The sequence below is a fragment of the Motilimonas cestriensis genome, from assembly GCF_021295315.1.
In the GTDB taxonomy this organism is placed as follows: domain Bacteria; phylum Pseudomonadota; class Gammaproteobacteria; order Enterobacterales; family CBDFNC01; genus Motilimonas; species Motilimonas cestriensis.
The window spans coordinates 18,872-35,064 of record NZ_JAIMJA010000019.1; the positions used below are offsets into that span (position 1 = coordinate 18,872).

Consider the following 16,193-nt stretch of genomic DNA (forward strand, 5'->3'; position numbering starts at 1 on the left):
TTCGGGAGTAACTTCTTATTAATTATAATGGCTTGTTTGTTGTTCCCCTAAGTTACTCAAACAAGCATAACCTACCGAGCAAGGGCCTACTTAATTCCTGGAGTTTCGAACCTTGAAAAGTGAGACAGGCTCTTTTGTCTTTTACAAATAGGCCCATTTAGGTCATTTTTCTCCTTATCTTTAGAAAATATTGACTATTTTCCACTGTCTACCTTGCAATACACAGTTCCTGTTATTATGATGTGTTTGTTGTACTGTGTAATGCACAGTAGCTAATGGAGAAGCAAAGTGAAAACACAGTTAAAAAAAGGTGCGCTTGAGATGTGCGTGCTGGCTGTATTAGCGCGTGGCGATAGTTATGCCTATGAAATAGTTAACACCCTTGCTCATTCAATGGCGATGAGTGAAGGAACTATCTATCCCTTAATGCGGCGACTACAGGCTCAAAAGTGGGTAACAACCTATCAGGTTGAATCTGTGAGCGGGCCGTCGCGTAAGTATTATTGCTTAACCGAGCATGGCCGAGAGAGTTTGTTGCAAATGCAACAAGAGTGGGCAGAGTTTATTAGTGAAGTGGAACAGGTACTTAAGATCGGAGAATCAAAATGAAGCAAGCTGATTTTATTGGTGAATTGAGATCGCAATTGTCAGGTATGGGTGAATTTGAGCGAAAAGAGATTCTTCTTGATTACGAAGAATATTTCCGCGATGGCAAAGCCAGTGGTCGCAGTGAAGCTGAAATAGCGAGCGCATTGGGATCGCCTAATCAAATAGCACAAGATATGCTGGAACAATACTCTGAACAGGTATTGCCAGTAACTTCTAATGCAGGCTATGTAACCAAGGAACACTCTGGACTTAGCTGGTTTAAACATGCTTGGCACCTGTGTAAACAAGCCCCTTTAATGTGGGCTTTACTCGCTGCGGTGTTTTTTGTTATTGAAATGACGACCGAATCCAGCGAATATTATTTATTATTATCATATATTAATGATGCTTTTTTCACTTATTTAGTTGTGCTTTTTGCCTTTGGTATCGAGCAAAATAAATCATTACTTAAATGTGTGTTTAATAATAGAAACCTGACCGCGCTGCCAAACATTTTTTTGGCGTTGCTGGTTTGGTTGTTGTTGATTTTTGTTATTGAATACACCGCCAGTGTCATTGGTGGGCGTGATTTTAGCCTCGCTTTTCCTGCTGCTGAATCTACTTGGCCTGAGTTGATATTTTCCATTCTGAGCGGCATTTTTTTCAGTGTCTTTGTGTTGCTTATTCCGGCTTTAATTGTAATAAATGAAATTCGACCTGTGCGAGCTTATCAAATGAGTGTTATAGCGGGACTGCAGTACTGGCGACAAATGTTAAGTGCAATTTTGATTAGCGTGGCATGGGGTCTAGCATTGGTTGTGATAGTGCTTGTGTTCTTAGCTATTAGTGCATCGATAACGGGATTAAGGTCGGAAATGGGGAAAATTCTTACTGAGGAGTTCTTTTTTACGGCATTAATTTGGTTCGCTCTGCTGCCACTTGGCATAATCAGCTATACCGCTTGGGCGGCGATTTTTCGCGATGGTTCGCTGAGTCATAAAGTGAGTTGAGTGAGCATAATAAAATGTTGAATATACAAGGGATTATTTGATGTTTCTTTTCCTTGCCATAAATAAATAGCAAGTTTAAACCTTTGGCTAGACTTAATACGTAAACTAATAGTAAGTTGACTGGGATTGCCCAATAAATCACTGGCCAAAGGAACGATATGTTCAACGTAAAATTAAAAAAAGAATTAGAACAAGCAAAAGTCTCTGCGGCACATAACCAAGCTATTTTGGATGGCATTAATAATAGCCTTGCTACCCTTTATTTCTCACTAGAAGGGCTGGTAACGGGGGCTAATGAAATTTTTCTAGGCTTAATCGGGCGTTCACTTGAGCAGTTAACAAATAAGCATCACCGTGATCTCTGTGACAAAAGCTATACTCAAGGCATTGAATATAAAAGCTTCTGGGAGCGACTGAGAAAAGGGGAAGTGATTAAAGATACAATCCCGTTCCTTGATGCGAAAAACAAGCTAGTTTGGTTAGAGTCGACTTATTTTCCCGTTAAACAGAATGGCAAGGTTAACAAGGTGATGAAAATTGCTGTTAACGTTAGCCAAGAAAAGTTGCAACTGGACGATCAGCAAGCTGTGTCTAACGCGTTGAATAAATCCATGGCGGTGATTGAGTTTTTACCTGATGGCACCATTATTCAGGCGAATAATAATTTTTTAAGAGCGATAGGGTATTCAAATCAGCAAATCAAGGGCAAGCATCATCGGATGTTTTGTCCTGATGAGTTTTACAGCGAGCATCCTCAATTTTGGCAAGAACTTGGCCGGGGCGAATTCAAAGCAGGGCAGTATGAGCGTCGTGATGCCAGTGGTCGGTCGCTGTGGCTAGAAGCGTCATATAATCCTGTTTTTGATCACAACGGCCGTGTTGTTCGCGTGGTTAAATTTGCTTCTGATATTACGCAACGAGTCGAGCAAGAGCATGCGGTGCGCGAGGCCGCAGAAGTGGCTTATGTTACCTCGGTAAAAACATCCCAAATTGCCAAGCAAGCTGCCGAGGCGCTAGAGGCAACTGTCACAACTTCGCAGTCAATCTCACAGCAGGTTGCAGAAACGTCAACGTCTATTTCTCACCTTAATGACCAATCAAAAAGCATTGAGGCGATTGTATCTACTATCAGTGATATAGCCGATCAAACGAATTTACTGGCACTGAATGCTGCCATTGAAGCGGCTCGTGCCGGTGAACAGGGCCGTGGTTTTGCCGTTGTTGCTGACGAAGTGCGCCAGCTTGCGGCGCGCACGAGTAAATCAACGGCAGAAATTGCCAACGTCGTGAAAGAGAACCGTGAACTGACAACGCAAGCAACCAAGAACATGTCGCGAGTTTCCGAGCATGCAGAAAAAGGCCGCCAGCAAATTTCAGAAGCGGCATCAGTGATGGAAGAAATTCGCAGCGGTGCTGAAAACGTTGCGCATACGGTATCTGGATTAAACGGCGGAAATTCATAGTTTTACCTCTATCTCTAAGCGCAACCTAGGCGCTCTCCGGGACAAGGGGTGAACGTATTTTATACAATCTGTGATTGGTTATTAGACGGGTATTTACCGCATGGATGCGGCAACTAAGCCATCAACAGCTTTTGAGGGGCGATTTTACGGCGATCCGTATGATAATTAATCATTAATGCGTTTACCCTGATTTGTTCCCCAGTAATGAATCCGCTGATTTGCACATTGCCACTTGATTAGGCCGGCCCCCGTGCTCAAGATAGTGATTCAAATAAATTCATTTTGTTACTCAAGAAAAACAGGCGGTTCAGATGAAGTATGTGGTTTACTTATCAGGTGAGATTCATAGTGATTGGCGCGAGCAAATTATCCAAGGCTGCGCGCGCAAAGGGCTCGATATTCAATTTACCTCTGCCATTACCGATCACGAATCCAGTGATGCCGCGGGCGATGGCTTAGGGGCTGAAACGTCTTCTTTTTGGCGTGACCATAAATCGGCTAAGGTAAACGCCATCCGCACCCAAACAGCGATAAAAAACTGTGACTTAGCCGTTATACGTTTTGGTGCTAAGTATAAACAATGGAATGCTGCGTTTGATGCCGGCTATTGTGCAGCACTGGGTAAGCCCTATATTACGCTACATGATGAAGATTTAATTCATGCCTTAAAAGAGGTGGATGGTGCCGCTCAATCTTGGGCAACCACTCCTGATCAAGTGATAGAACTGTTAGCGTATTTGGCCGCATAACCCTTGTAAATGCACTAAACATCATGGCTCTGGATTATTCCTCATTTATCTGCAGTGGTTACCAATCTGGCTGTACTGCGAGTTGATTGCGACAGCCAGAGCCATCATTTTGTGACCTCAGGTTTAACTCTTCTGCGTCATCATCCCCCCGCGGGTTTAAAGCTTTGGGTATATACTTAATCATCGCTCGGGGTAGGTATCTCGATTTAGCGAAATAACAGCGTAGGGGTCGGTTGGTGGCAAAACAAGCTATTGAGCTCAGCTACGCAGTCCGCTTTCATGTGGTGTTCAAATATTTTGGCCAACTTTGTCTATTGCTTGCCGCACTGACGTTGGCCCCCTTAGCGGTATCAATCTTCTTTAATGATCTGTCTATTAGCCTTAAATATGGCTTAGTGATCGCGGGCTTGGCGTTGTTGGGCGGCGCGCTGATCCAGCTTAACAGCCCCAGTAAAATTCAACCCAATGAAGGCATCGTGCTGGTTGCGATGATGTTCGTATTTACGCCGCTGGTGATGTCGTTTCCGATTATGGGCGCGGGATTAAGCTTTATTGATGCGCTCTTTGAAGCGATATCTGGCGTCACCACCACGGGGTTAAGTACACAAAGCTCATTGCTTACTGCCTCGCCCACATTTTTGTTTGCACGCGCTTGGATGCAGTGGTACGGCGGCTTAGGCATTGTGGTGTTGTCGCTGGCATTGGTCATGCAACCTGGCATATTAGCGAAGGGATTAGCGGTTGAAGAGGTTGAACAGGATAACTTGGTCGGCAGCACACGGGCTCATGCGCGACAAATACTGATGGTATATGCTGCCTTGACCCTGCTCGGGGTCAGTGGTGCTTGGTTGGCTGGGATTGGATTTTTTAATGCCGTGCTCTACACCTTTGCTGCGGTATCTACCGGTGGGTTTGCGCCAATGGACGGTAGCTTAGCGGCATTAAGCTGGCCGCTGCAAGCTGGGATCACGCTGCTTTGTTTTGCTGGGGCTATTCCCCTCACACTCTACTATCAAGTCGTTAAGCAGAGAAAGTTAAGTGCGGTTGGTTTTTTACAGTTGTGCACGCTGATGATAGCTTGTGCGCTCGTTGCTATTGCTGTCGCTACGACAATGACGTTAACCGGCGATATGAGCTGGTCGCAAGTGCTGCAACATGCACCTTTATTGGCTATTTCGGCGCAGTCGTCGGCCGGTTTTTCGTCTATGCCTACCGAACAATTAGATGCAGGCTCGAAGCTGATGTTGATTTTTTCAATGTTAATCGGCGGCAGTGCGGGGTCGACTGCGGGCGGCTTGAAGCTATTGCGACTATTAATCGTCATTAGCGTGTTGCGCCTAATTATTTTGCGCACCTGCCTGCCAAAACATGCGGTGGTTGAGCCTAGGTTGGCGGGGCGACGCTTAGGCAGCGATGAAATACAAGTCGCGCTACTGCTGATGCTGCTGTTCGTTGCGGTGGTTGCACTGTCTTGGTTGCCCTTTGTGGTAATGGGTTATGACCCGCTCGACGCCCTGTTTGAAGTGGTGTCTGCCACGGGCACTGTGGGGTTATCGGTAGGGGTGAGTAGTGCGTCTTTACCACCCTTGCTTAAAGGTATTTTATGCGCCGACATGCTACTCGGACGGCTAGAAATCATGGCCTGGCTGGTGGTGATATACCCAAGAACGTGGTTTGGTAGACGAATGGAGGATGCATGAGAACAGTATTTGTCGGCGCGGGTCAGGTTAGTGTTGAAACGGCTAAAGCCTTATCGGAAAAAGGCCACGAAGTGGTCATTATCGAAAACAATAAGGATAAAATTGATGAATTATCTGAAGAAATGGATTGTAGCTTTTTGCTGGGGGATGGCAGTCATCCGCAGATTTTGTGTGAAGTGAGCCCCAATCAAACCGATTTTTTGTTTTGCCTTACCAATAGCGATCAAGCCAATGTTATTGCCAGTTTAATCGGCCACTCCCTTGGCTTTAAGCGCATTGTCACTAGCATTACCGACCCGCAATTTGAGAGTATTTGTCATGAGTTAGGCTTGATGGATACCATTATTCCTTCTCGCACAGTTACCCGTTATTTGGTTGATATGGTGAGTGGCAGTGAGAATATTGACCCTTCTTCTGTCATTAAAGACGAGGCCCGACTCTTTATGTTGGTTGTGGCAGAGGAAGAGGCGGTCACTGCTATAGAGTTAGATTTACCTGAAGCGGCTCGCGCCATTTGCTATTACCGCGAGGGTGAATTTTCGCTGGTTGATGATACTGAGCCCTTTGTGGTTGGTGATGAGGTGGTGATCCTGACTGACAGCAAGCACTTAGCCGAGTTGAAAAAGCGCTGGCCGTCGACAGTTGTAGCGCAAGATTCAGATGAGCCAAAAGAGTAAGAATGATGGTTAATCCGAACTAGGTATAAAACCACTGCGACTAATTACTATTTGGCTCCATTTTTCGTCTGCTATGTGCTTGATTTTAATACTTCGAGTCTCATTAGGCGGGCTTTTCGTTTTGCAGCTGCGTTAACTCGATATATTACACTTTTGTTAATTGTGTTGTTTAATTGATATTTCTATCTTTATATTTCTGATAAATAACAAGGAGTGTTAACGTGGAAGCAGTTAAAGTCTTCAACAATAAAATATCAACAGTACTGATCACCGCGGCTATTTTTGGTCCTGTGGTGATGCCAGCCGTACAAGCAGCAGAGCAAACAAATCTTATCCAGCCGCAGATTGTCGGTGGTGGCCTTGCTAACACCAGTGAATGGCAATTTTATACGCAAATCTTAAACTCCAACACGCCAACCGCTTTTTGTGGCGGTAGCTATATTGGTGACGGTTATGTGTTAACGGCTGCACACTGTGTAAAAAACAAAGCCACGCGCTTTTTGCATGTTGAGGTAGCAGGGTTTGTTCTTAACGGCGGCGTTGGCGATCGTATTCAAGTTGCCGAAAAATTTGTGCATCCTCTGTTTAATACCACCACGTTAAATCATGATGTGGCGTTATTAAAGCTCGAGCGTGAACCGACGGTCGGTCAGCCAGTTAGCTTGGCGCAAGGCAGCGTGGCGCAATATGCGCGTACGGGTGACTTAATTACCGTGGCCGGCTTAGGTCGTTTAAGTGAAAACGGTGGTCGTGCGGGGCAATTAGAAGAAGTAGACGTGCCACTGGTTTCTGATGCAGTATGTAATCAAGCTGGCGGCGCTTATGCCAATGTTGGCGATGTGGCTTTTTGTGCCGGTTATCCACAAGGTCAAAAAGACTCTTGTAGTGGTGACAGCGGCGGCCCTATTGTTGTCGATACCGGCGGTCAGCGTGTACAGCTGGGTATTGTAAGCTGGGGTGTAGGTTGTGCTAGACCGGGTAAATACGGTGTTTATGCCGATGTTGCCGCCCTAAGAGATTGGATTGACGGTATTAAAGCCGGTGAGAAACCCCTTTCATTATCTTATGTTGCTAATCAAAAGCTAGCTGACTTTGCCTTAGGTACAGTGGTTAATCATACTTTCCGTATCCGCAATAGCAGTGACGGCGATGTATCATTTAACCGCTTAAACTTGAGCGCGAGCGGCGTGGCAACCGCGCCAGTCACTACTAGCGATACTTGTAGCAGTGCGACGCTTGCCAGCAAGCAAAGCTGTGAAGTGGGCGTTGAGTTTGGCGCTAGTCAGGCGGGTGTCGCCAAAGTTGCGTTAAATTTCAACGTCGACCAAAGTGAGCTAACTTACACGGCTAACGTCAGTGCCACCGCCGTTGACGAAGATGTTGTAATTCCTGATACCGGTATTACACCGTTTGTTGCGGGTAAAACCAAGCCAGTAAATGGTCAAGTTTACAGCTATGCAGGGCAATGTTTTAAAGCTAAAAACACCCCAGGTGTTTGGGAAACACCAAAAGCAGGTTCGTGGTTCTGGAGCGTTACTGCTTGTGCAACAACACCAACTGTTGAACCAACCATCGAGCCAACGGTAGAGCCGACAATGGAACCTACGGTTGAGCCTACTGTCGCTCCAACCATTGCGCCGACGATTGCACCAACGGTTGAGCCAACTCCGCCGCCACAAGGTGTGATTGAGTTCGTATTAGGTCAAACTAAGGTAAATAATGGCGACATTATCTCTTACCAAGGTGAGTGTTTTGCGGCGAAAAATAACCCAGGTACATGGGAGCCACCAAAAGTGGGTTCTTGGTTCTGGACTGCAGTTACTTGCCCATAATAGCTTGATTTAAAAAGTAACCAAAAGGGATGCATTGCATCCCTTTCTGTTGATTAAGCTAACGACTTGCCATGATCTGATCAGCATAAATATCATTAGCTCTAATTCAGGGGGGAGCGAAATAATATATTTTTGCAAAAGCTTAGGAACAGAATTAACCATGCGGAAAATGTGATATGACTACTTGATCTTCCACCAAGATTGAGTGTCATCTAGTTTGATATCTCCAAGCTCTTGAGGGCCAGACAGCTTCCACTTAATAGCTTCTTCAACTGTCAATTTGCGAATCCCGCAATTTTCAACACTACATGAAATAATTCGCCCATCGATTAATGAAACACCTTCAATGTTTCTCCCAGCTTCATCTAGCTCGATACATAAACAAGGATGGAAATTACAGCTTTCAAAGTAATCTCCAACGAGTACTTTACCAACAGAGTTTATTCTTTCGGCCATATTAAATTACACCTAACGCTTCTGGATTTATGTGGATGCTCTACAAGCCTCACGTGCTATCGCGCGGAAATATTAGTTTTGTAGAAAAATTAATTTTATTCAGTCTATTAAACGTTCTTTCACAATCTATAACAAGCAAGATATTGAAAGAGTCATTATACGTGTTTATAAACAGCCACCCGCTCGGTGGCTGTTCTGATTATGAATTAACCCTGCGAAAAGAACACCAGTGGCTGACTCTGCTGTTGATTTAACTTATCCGCCTCCACTCTCTCTAGCGAAGTGTTAGGTTTTATCGCCACTTCATTGGCGGTTAAAGTAAACGTTACCCGCGAGGTTGCCAGTTGGTAAGGATCGGCTTGTAGTGTTAGCGGGAGTGATAACATTTCACCGGGGGCGAGTGTGACGTCGGGTGAGTTTAGTAATGTAAGAGGCTGATCACTATTAATCACTAAACGATATTGCTGGGTATGCTGGGTTTTATTGAGCATTTTTACAGTGTAGGTATTTTCTACCCAGCCCTCATTATTTAATCGAAATAACTCACTGCGGTCGCGTAATACGTTGAGCTCAAGGGGTTTTAAGTTGATGCTTTGTACGATAGTGGCACTGGCAATTAACGTGGCAACGATGGCATAGCCCCATACCCTAATTCGACTTGGTTTGGCGGTTTGCCCTTGCAAGCTGCCCTCGCTGGCAAAGCGAATTAGGCCTTGCTCGTAACCAAAGTTTGCCATGGTTTGATTGCAAGCATCGGCGCACAGGCCGCAGTTAATGCATTCATATTGTAAGCCGTCACGAATATCGATACCGGTTGGGCACACTTGCACACATAAATTGCAGTCAATACAGTCGCCTAAGCCTGCTTGTTTCAGTTCAGCTTGGGTTTTGTTGCGTTTGCGAGGGCCGCGTCCTTCACCGCGAGCGGCATCATAGGTAATGGTTTTGGTATTGGCGTCAAACATGGCTGACTGAAAGCGCGAGTAAGGGCAGCAGTGTAAGCACATTTTTTCTCGCATTAAGCCAGCGTTTACATAAGTACAGGCAACAAAAAACCAGACCCAAAAACCCTGCCAGAATGACACTTCAAAACTAACTACGTCGGCCAATAGCGTATTAATAGGTAAAAAGTAGCCAATGAATGTGACGCCACTAACAAAGGCTATCAGCAACCAAGCACTGTGTTTGGTTAGTCTAAGGCTGGCTTTTTTCAGGCTCCATGGCGCTTGGTCGAGTTTTTTACGTTGGTTAGCACTGCCTTCAATTTTGTTTTCAAACCACACGAATATCAGCGTCCAAACAGTTTGCGGGCAGGTAAACCCACACCACACTCGGCCGTATAAGTTGGTTATCAAAAACAGCATGAAGGCGGAAAAAATAAGTCCACCTGCTAGTAAGGTAAAATCTTGTGGCCAAATGGTGATGCCGAAGAAGTAGAATTTTTGCTCGCTAATTGAGAGTAAAATTGCTTGGCGATCTTGCCACTCCAGCCAAGGCAGGATGAGAAACAATAAGAATAAAAAGCCACTGAAATACTGGCGAACACGTTGAAACTTGCCCTGAGTTTCACGGATGTAGATTTTGCCGTCAGGGCTGTTTGTTGCATCAATCACTTTAACGGGGATCGGTTTTGCTTCCATTTTCATTACCACATTGTTTTTTATTTTAGTGGTTGGAGCATGGCAAGAAGTATGCCGAAATTGCTTTACTGTAAGGTGTTGATTTTATATGTTTATTTAGTTTTTGTTGTTGCTTTTTTTCGTGATATTTCGCTAATTCGCTATATTTAGCGAATTAGCCATTGGGTCGCTAAGGTTATCTTTTATCATACGGCGTTTATTTACGCTTATGAATACCGAGCTTTTTCATTTTTGAACGAAAGGTACTCTCCGGTACGCCGGCAATTTGCGCGGCACCATGGGGGCCGCTGATCCGACCTTGAGTTTGTTTAATCAGTGCACGTATATACTCTGCCTCCATTTGCTTGAGGCTTTTGTTGTGGTTTTTCTGCTTGCCTCGATCAGCATTAAGTGGCGTGGTTAAAGTCAGGTAGTTGTCTTGGCAAATAATGGCTTCACGCTCTAATACATTTTGTAGTTCGCGAATGTTGCCCGGCCAAGAATAAGCCATTAACTCATTTAGGGTTTGGCTGGTAGCATGGGTGATTGATTTACCAAGTTTTTTGTTTAGTTGCGACAGGATGCTCGAGACTAATAAGGGCACATCTGCAATGCGTTGGGTAAGGCTAGGTACTTCAATAGGAAATACATTTAAGCGATAAAACAAGTCCATTCGAAAGCTGCCAGCTTCAACCATTTTACTCAAATCGCGATTGGTTGCGGCGATAATACGAATATCCACCTTGATGGTTTTACTGCCGCCCACCCGCTCTAATTCCTGCTCTTGTAACACGCGCAATAATTTTGATTGCGCCGCAGGGCTTAGCTCACCAATTTCATCTAAAAATAAGGTGCCTTTGTCGGCCAATTCAAAGCGGCCTTTACGACGCTCAAACGCACCGGTGAAAGCGCCTTTTTCATGACCAAATAACTCACTTTCCAATAAGTTAGGTGAAATTGCGGCGCAGTTTACTTTCACCAGTGGCCGATTTTGGCGTTGGCTTAAACTATGTAGGCTGCGCGCGACCAGCTCTTTACCGGTGCCGTTTTCGCCGCGTATTAACACCGTACTGTCGGTGCTTGCCACTAGCTTAATTTGCGCCATCATGGCATTGAATACAGGGGTGTTACCCACCATGCCATGAATATTATGTTCGTTGTCGATTTCGGTTTTTAGATAGAGGTTTTCATCTTGTAGCTGCTGCGATAAGGCTTGCACTTGTTTTAATGCATTGCGCAACGCTTGCTCGGTTTGCCGTTGTAGTGATATATCGCGAAATATTGCCACCACGCCAATCATGCGATCGTCTTTGTAAATAGGGGTAGAAGTGTATTCAACAGCAAAGCAGCTACCATCTTTGCGCCAGAACACTTCGTTATCGATATGTCTAGGTTTGCCGTCGTGTAAGGTAGCGTAAATATGGCATTCTTCCATTGGATAATGGCTGCCATCACTGTGGCTATGATGATGAAACTGATGAATAGATTGGCCGATTAACTCATCTGCACGCCATTGGGTCATTTGCTCGGCGGCCTTATTAATAAATACCGCATGGCCATTTAAATCAAAGCCATAAATTCCTTCACCCACGGCATCAAGCAGTAATTGGTTTTCCGGTAAAAACTCGGCTACGCCTTTTTTCATTGGTTAGTTCCATCATCCATGGGTTTATTCGTTGTAGTATACAAGTTTTCGCGAAATATCACGACATGTCTATTGGTATCAGTCCTAATTGTGCATGACTCACCCAGCCTTTACGCTTCTTTACCCAAGTTGACAGTCGCTTTAGGTCAATTCTTGTTATATTGCACTTTCTTCGTGTTTTAATCGTATGTCTGGTTTATTGGCAGCATAGTTAGGTGGGAATTTTTGATGACCAAGACAAAGTGGTCGATGTTACTGTTAGCGGGTGGTTTAGCGACTGCATTATATTACGGCTGGATTGGCGCAAGTGAAGCGGTTAAACCTAGTGCCAAAGCAGTGCGTAAGGTTGAGGTGGTGACAGACGAAGTGCAGGCTTATGGCGTTGCGCAGCATTTAAATTTGGTTGGGAGCTTAGCGGCGCAGCAGTCAGTTGATTTAGCTTTTCAAATATTTGCACCAGTGGCTAAGATTTTAGTTAACGCCAATGCTGAAGTGGTTCCTAATCAAGTGTTGGTGCAGTTAGATGACAGTAAGGCTCGTGCGGCCTTTGTTGAAGCGCAATCAGTATTAACTGAAGAGCAACGTAAACTCAAAGAGTTTCAACGTATTGTCAGTCGCGGTGCCATCACCCAAACCGAACTTGACGCGCAGCGCGCCAGTGTTGATGTCGCTAGCGCGCGGTTAGCAGCGGCGCAGGCAGCCCTTGATGATCACCAATTACGTGCGCCCTTTGCGGGTACGCTGGGGTTAATTGATGTCAATTTAGGTGACATGAAAGCCGTTGGCGAGGCGGTGATGAACCTAGATAACCTCAATGTTATGCAGTTAGATTTATCGGTACCAGAGCGTTATCTTTCACAAATTTCTAGGGGCATGAGCATTACCGCCAAGGCGCGTGCTTGGCCCGATCATGACTTTGTCGGCCAAGTGGTCGCCATTGATTCGCGCGTTAATCAAAACACTTTAAACGTGCGGGTGCGGGTGAATTTTGAAAATCCCGATCAGCGGCTTAAGCCGGGCATGTTTATGTCGGCAACAATGACCTTTCCTGAGCAAACGGCGCCGGTTGTACCGGTACAAGCATTAGAATATTCCGGCACCAAGCGTTTTGTTTATGTGTTGCAAGCTGATGGCACCGTGGCGCGTACTGAAGTGGTGTTGGGGGCTCGCGTGAAAAACGAGGTGTTGATTGAGTCTGGCCTAGCGGTAGGTGATCGCATTGTGGTGCAAGGTTTAGTGAATATGCGCGACGGCATCAAAGTACAAGATTTACAGACACCAGTGCAGGAGCCAAGCTAGATGTTACTTTCTGATGTTGCGATCAAGCGCCCTGTTTTCGGTATTGTATTAAGCTTACTGTTGGTGATTTTTGGCTTAGTGTCGTTTAGCAAAATGTCAGTGCGGGAAATGCCAGAGGTGGAAAACCCCGTTGTCACCATTAACACTTCCTACACCGGTGCATCAGCTTCAATCATGGAAAGCCAAGTCACCAAAACCCTAGAAGATCAGCTCAGTGGTATTAGCGGGATCGACAATATTACCTCCGTCAGTCGCAATGGCATGTCGCGCATTACCATCAATTTTTTGCTGGACTGGAATATTACCGAAGGTGTCAGCGACATCCGCGATGCAGTGGCCAGAGCGCAAGGGCGTTTGCCAGATGAAGCCGATGATCCAGTGGTATCGAAAGATAATGGCTCTGGTGAGCCCTCGATTTACATTAATTTAGAATCGTCAGAAATGGATCGCACCCAGCTGACTGACTATGCCGAACGCGTGCTGGCGGACCGTTTTAGTTTTATTTCTGGAGTGAGTGACATTGGTATCAGCGGCGCCTTGTATAAGGTGATGTATGTGCAGTTAGATCCTGTGTTGATGGCGGGTCGTGGCGTTACCTCTAGTGATGTGCTGAATGCATTAAAAAAAGAGAACATGGAAACACCGGGTGGTGAAGTGCGCAATGACGTAACCACCATGCCCGTGCGTACCAGTCGCCTTTATTTAGGGCCAGAAGATTTTGAGTACCTCGCGGTAAAACAAAACCCCAATGCCCCGCCAACCTATTTAAAAGACATCGCCAAGGTGTGGGTTGGTGCGCAAAATGAAAGCTCAACCTTTAAAAGTAACGGGGTGCAAAATTTAAGTTTAGGCATTATTCCCCAGTCTGACGCTAACCCTCTGACGGTAGCGAAGAAAGTGCGCGCTGAGGTGGATAAGCTACAAAGTGTCTTACCCGCGGGCACTCAGTTGTATGTGGATTACGATGCCACCCTCTTTATTGAGCGTTCTATTCAGGAAGTCTATAACACATTAATGATTACCGGTGGCTTAGTGATTTTGGTGTTGTATTTGTTTATTGGCCAAGTTCGCGCCACGTTAATCCCTGCTATTACTGTTCCGGTGTCGCTGATTTCGGCGTTTATCGTGGCGTATTTCTTTGGTTTTTCAATCAATTTACTGACGTTGATGGCGTTAATTCTGGCCATTGGTTTAGTGGTGGATGACACCATAGTGGTGGTTGAAAATATTCTGCATCATTTAGAGCAAGGTGAGTCCCCTTTGGTGGCCGCATTTAAAGGCTGTCGTGAGGTGGGGTTTGCAGTGGTTGCCACCACGTTAGTGTTAGTGATGGTGTTTATTCCCATCGCCTTCATGGAGGGCATGATTGGCCGCTTGTTTACCGAGTTTGCGGTGCTGCTTGCGATCGCAGTGAGCTTTTCTTCTTTTGTCGCACTGACCTTATCGCCAGTGCTGGCGAGTAAGTTGTTTAAAGGTGAATTAAAAAAAGGACCGATCGCACTAAAAATGGATGCAGGCTTTAGCCGCATAGAGCAAGGCTATCGTCGCTTATTAAGTAAAGTCGTGATTTATCCTTGGTTATCACCTGCTGTGATCTTGGCTTGTTTATTGGGCTGTTATTATTTAGTGCAAGAGGTGCCCAATCAGTTGGCGCCGCAGGAAGATCGCGGGGTGATTTTTGCTTTTGTGAAAGGCGCAGAGGGCACCAGTTATAACCGCATGATCAAAAATGTGGAACAAGTTGAGCGACAACTATTACCTCTGATTGGTCAGGGAACCATTCGCTCAATGAGTGTGCAAGCACCTGCTTTTGGTGGTCGTGCTGGTGATAACACCGCCTTTGTGATCATGCAGTTAGAAGATTGGGAACAACGTGATGTTAGCGCGTCTGACTCTTTGAAGTTGGTTAAAGATGCCTTAGTGGGAATACCGGATGTGCGTGTTTGGCCAATGCTGCCGGGCTTTCGTGGCGGCTCAAGTGATCCGGTGCAGTTTGTATTGCGTGGCAGTGATTATAAAGAGCTGTTTGAATATGCCAGCCAATTAAAGGAAAGGGTGCAACAGAGTGGTTTGTTTACTGGGCCAGATTTAGATTATGCCGAAACCACGCCTGAGCTGGTGGTACATATTGATCGCGCTCGCGCCGCACAACTTGGTGTGAGTGTGCAAGAAATTGCTGACACGCTAGAAGTGATGTTGGGTGGGCAGAGTGAAACCACCTTTATCGAACGCGGTGAAGAATACGATGTGTATTTGCGCGGCGATGAAAACAGGTTTAATAACGCCAGTGATTTAAGCCAAATATACCTGCGCACGCAAACCGGTGAGTTAATCACCCTCGACACCGTCACCGATATTGAAGAAGTGGCGTCGGCGCGGCGCCTGAGTCATTTGCAAAAGCAAAAGTCGATAACCTTAAGTGCCAACTTAGCCGATGGCGTGACTTTAGGCGAGGGACTTGCCTACTTAGAGCAACAAGCTCAGACCATATTACCTCCAGATATCAGTATGGATTACAGCGGTGAATCGAAAGACTTTAAAGATAACCAAAGTGATATCTTAATTGTGTTTGCACTGGCTTTGCTGGTGGCTTATTTAGTGTTAGCGGCGCAATTTGAAAGCTTTATTAACCCACTGGTGGTGATGTTTACGGTGCCCATGGGCATTGTTGGTGGCTTGCTTGGCTTGTGGTTAACGCAGGGCAGCTTAAACATTTACAGCCAAATTGGCATGATCATGCTAATTGGCATGGTAACCAAAAATGGTATTTTGATTGTTGAGTTTGCCAACCAATTACGCGACAAAGGCATTGCTTTTGAAGAGGCTGTGTTAGCGGCGGCATCAAGACGCTTACGCCCGATTTTAATGACCGCATTTACCACCTTAATAGGTGCTATTCCTTTGATTATGTCAACGGGAGCGGGCGCGGAAAGTCGCATCGCGGTGGGCACAGTGATCTTCTCAGGGATGGCACTGGCGACCTTAGTCACCTTATTCGTGATCCCGTCTATGTACCAGCTGATGGCGCGTCATACTCACTCGCCAGAGCATGTAAGTCGGTTATTAGCACAACAGCTTGCGGAGAAATAGCAGGGGAAGCATACCATTTCGCTTATTGAGAATCAGGCAAGGTAAGGTTCATCACAGGTTGTATT

Annotated in this window: 12 protein-coding genes; 9 read left to right on the forward strand and 3 right to left on the reverse strand. The window is 45.6% G+C overall.

Annotated features, from left to right (window positions below):
* Positions 1-288 precede the first annotated feature (288 nt).
* The 7 genes from K6Y31_RS16560 (at position 289) to K6Y31_RS16595 (ending at position 8,019) form a co-directional block, all read left to right on the forward strand.
* Entirely contained in the window at positions 289-609 is a 321-nt protein-coding gene (locus K6Y31_RS16560) for a PadR family transcriptional regulator (RefSeq protein ID WP_233054049.1), read from the forward strand.
* Entirely contained in the window at positions 606-1,598 is a 993-nt protein-coding gene (locus K6Y31_RS16565; protein ID WP_233054050.1) for an HAAS signaling domain-containing protein, read from the forward strand. Before K6Y31_RS16560 ends, K6Y31_RS16565 begins: the two co-directional genes overlap by 4 nt.
* A 158-nt stretch (positions 1,599-1,756) precedes the next feature.
* A complete protein-coding gene (locus K6Y31_RS22360) occupies positions 1,757-3,061 on the forward strand; it encodes a methyl-accepting chemotaxis protein (RefSeq protein WP_282560192.1) in 1,305 nt (434 codons plus the stop codon).
* A gap of 311 nt (positions 3,062-3,372) precedes the next feature.
* Positions 3,373-3,810 carry a YtoQ family protein gene (locus tag K6Y31_RS16580; RefSeq protein ID WP_233054051.1) on the forward strand — a complete coding sequence of 146 codons (438 nt, stop codon included), beginning with the start codon at positions 3,373-3,375 and terminating at the stop codon, positions 3,808-3,810.
* 236 nt (positions 3,811-4,046) lie between these two features.
* On the forward strand, positions 4,047-5,510 hold the full coding sequence (locus K6Y31_RS16585; protein ID WP_233054052.1) for a TrkH family potassium uptake protein: 1,464 nt from the start codon (positions 4,047-4,049) through the stop codon (positions 5,508-5,510).
* Positions 5,507-6,187: a potassium channel family protein gene (locus tag K6Y31_RS16590; protein ID WP_233054053.1), complete on the forward strand. Its 681-nt coding sequence runs from the start codon at positions 5,507-5,509 to the stop codon at positions 6,185-6,187. The genes K6Y31_RS16585 and K6Y31_RS16590 overlap by 4 nt, the downstream gene beginning before the upstream one ends.
* Before the next feature lie 221 nt (positions 6,188-6,408).
* Positions 6,409-8,019, forward strand: a complete 1,611-nt coding sequence (locus K6Y31_RS16595; RefSeq protein ID WP_233054054.1) for a trypsin-like serine protease — start codon at positions 6,409-6,411, stop codon at positions 8,017-8,019.
* Between the two features lie 180 nt (positions 8,020-8,199).
* Here the strand turns inward: K6Y31_RS16595 and K6Y31_RS16600 are convergent, their stop codons facing one another.
* The 3 genes from K6Y31_RS16600 to K6Y31_RS16610 all read right to left on the reverse strand — a co-directional run bounded on the left by K6Y31_RS16600 (position 8,200) and on the right by K6Y31_RS16610 (position 11,739).
* Positions 8,200-8,475: a hypothetical protein gene (locus K6Y31_RS16600; protein ID WP_233054055.1), complete on the reverse strand. Its 276-nt coding sequence runs from the start codon at positions 8,473-8,475 to the stop codon at positions 8,200-8,202.
* Between the two features lie 206 nt (positions 8,476-8,681).
* Positions 8,682-10,115 (reverse strand): cytochrome c oxidase accessory protein CcoG, encoded by a 1,434-nt coding sequence (gene ccoG / locus K6Y31_RS16605; protein WP_233054056.1) that lies wholly within the window; start codon positions 10,113-10,115, stop codon positions 8,682-8,684.
* A 196-nt stretch (positions 10,116-10,311) separates the two neighbouring features.
* Positions 10,312-11,739 carry a sigma-54 interaction domain-containing protein gene (locus K6Y31_RS16610; RefSeq protein ID WP_233054057.1) on the reverse strand — a complete coding sequence of 476 codons (1,428 nt, stop codon included), beginning with the start codon at positions 11,737-11,739 and terminating at the stop codon, positions 10,312-10,314.
* A gap of 228 nt (positions 11,740-11,967) precedes the next feature.
* Here K6Y31_RS16610 and K6Y31_RS16615 point away from each other — a divergent pair, with 228 nt between their 5' ends.
* Both K6Y31_RS16615 and K6Y31_RS16620 read left to right on the forward strand, forming a co-directional pair.
* Entirely contained in the window at positions 11,968-13,038 is a 1,071-nt protein-coding gene (locus K6Y31_RS16615) for an efflux RND transporter periplasmic adaptor subunit (RefSeq protein WP_233054058.1), read from the forward strand.
* Positions 13,039-16,128, forward strand: coding sequence for a multidrug efflux RND transporter permease subunit (locus K6Y31_RS16620; RefSeq protein ID WP_233054059.1), 3,090 nt, complete (start codon positions 13,039-13,041; stop codon positions 16,126-16,128).
* Positions 16,129-16,193: the final 65 nt, after the last annotated feature.

Excerpts from the sequence above, each read along its gene's own strand:
- K6Y31_RS16565 (WP_233054050.1), top strand. The coding sequence starts at position 606 with ATGAAGCAAGCTGATTTTATTGGTGAATTGAGATCGCAATTGTCAGGT.
- K6Y31_RS22360 (WP_282560192.1), top strand. The coding sequence starts at position 1,757 with ATGTTCAACGTAAAATTAAAAAAAGAATTAGAACAAGCAAAAGTCTCT.
- K6Y31_RS16580 (WP_233054051.1), top strand. The coding sequence starts at position 3,373 with ATGAAGTATGTGGTTTACTTATCAGGTGAGATTCATAGTGATTGGCGC.
- K6Y31_RS16590 (WP_233054053.1), top strand. The coding sequence starts at position 5,507 with ATGAGAACAGTATTTGTCGGCGCGGGTCAGGTTAGTGTTGAAACGGCT.
- K6Y31_RS16600 (WP_233054055.1), bottom strand. The coding sequence starts at position 8,475 with ATGGCCGAAAGAATAAACTCTGTTGGTAAAGTACTCGTTGGAGATTAC.
- ccoG (WP_233054056.1), bottom strand. The coding sequence starts at position 10,115 with ATGGAAGCAAAACCGATCCCCGTTAAAGTGATTGATGCAACAAACAGC.
- K6Y31_RS16610 (WP_233054057.1), bottom strand. The coding sequence starts at position 11,739 with ATGAAAAAAGGCGTAGCCGAGTTTTTACCGGAAAACCAATTACTGCTT.
- K6Y31_RS16615 (WP_233054058.1), top strand. The coding sequence starts at position 11,968 with ATGACCAAGACAAAGTGGTCGATGTTACTGTTAGCGGGTGGTTTAGCG.
- K6Y31_RS16620 (WP_233054059.1), top strand. The coding sequence starts at position 13,039 with ATGTTACTTTCTGATGTTGCGATCAAGCGCCCTGTTTTCGGTATTGTA.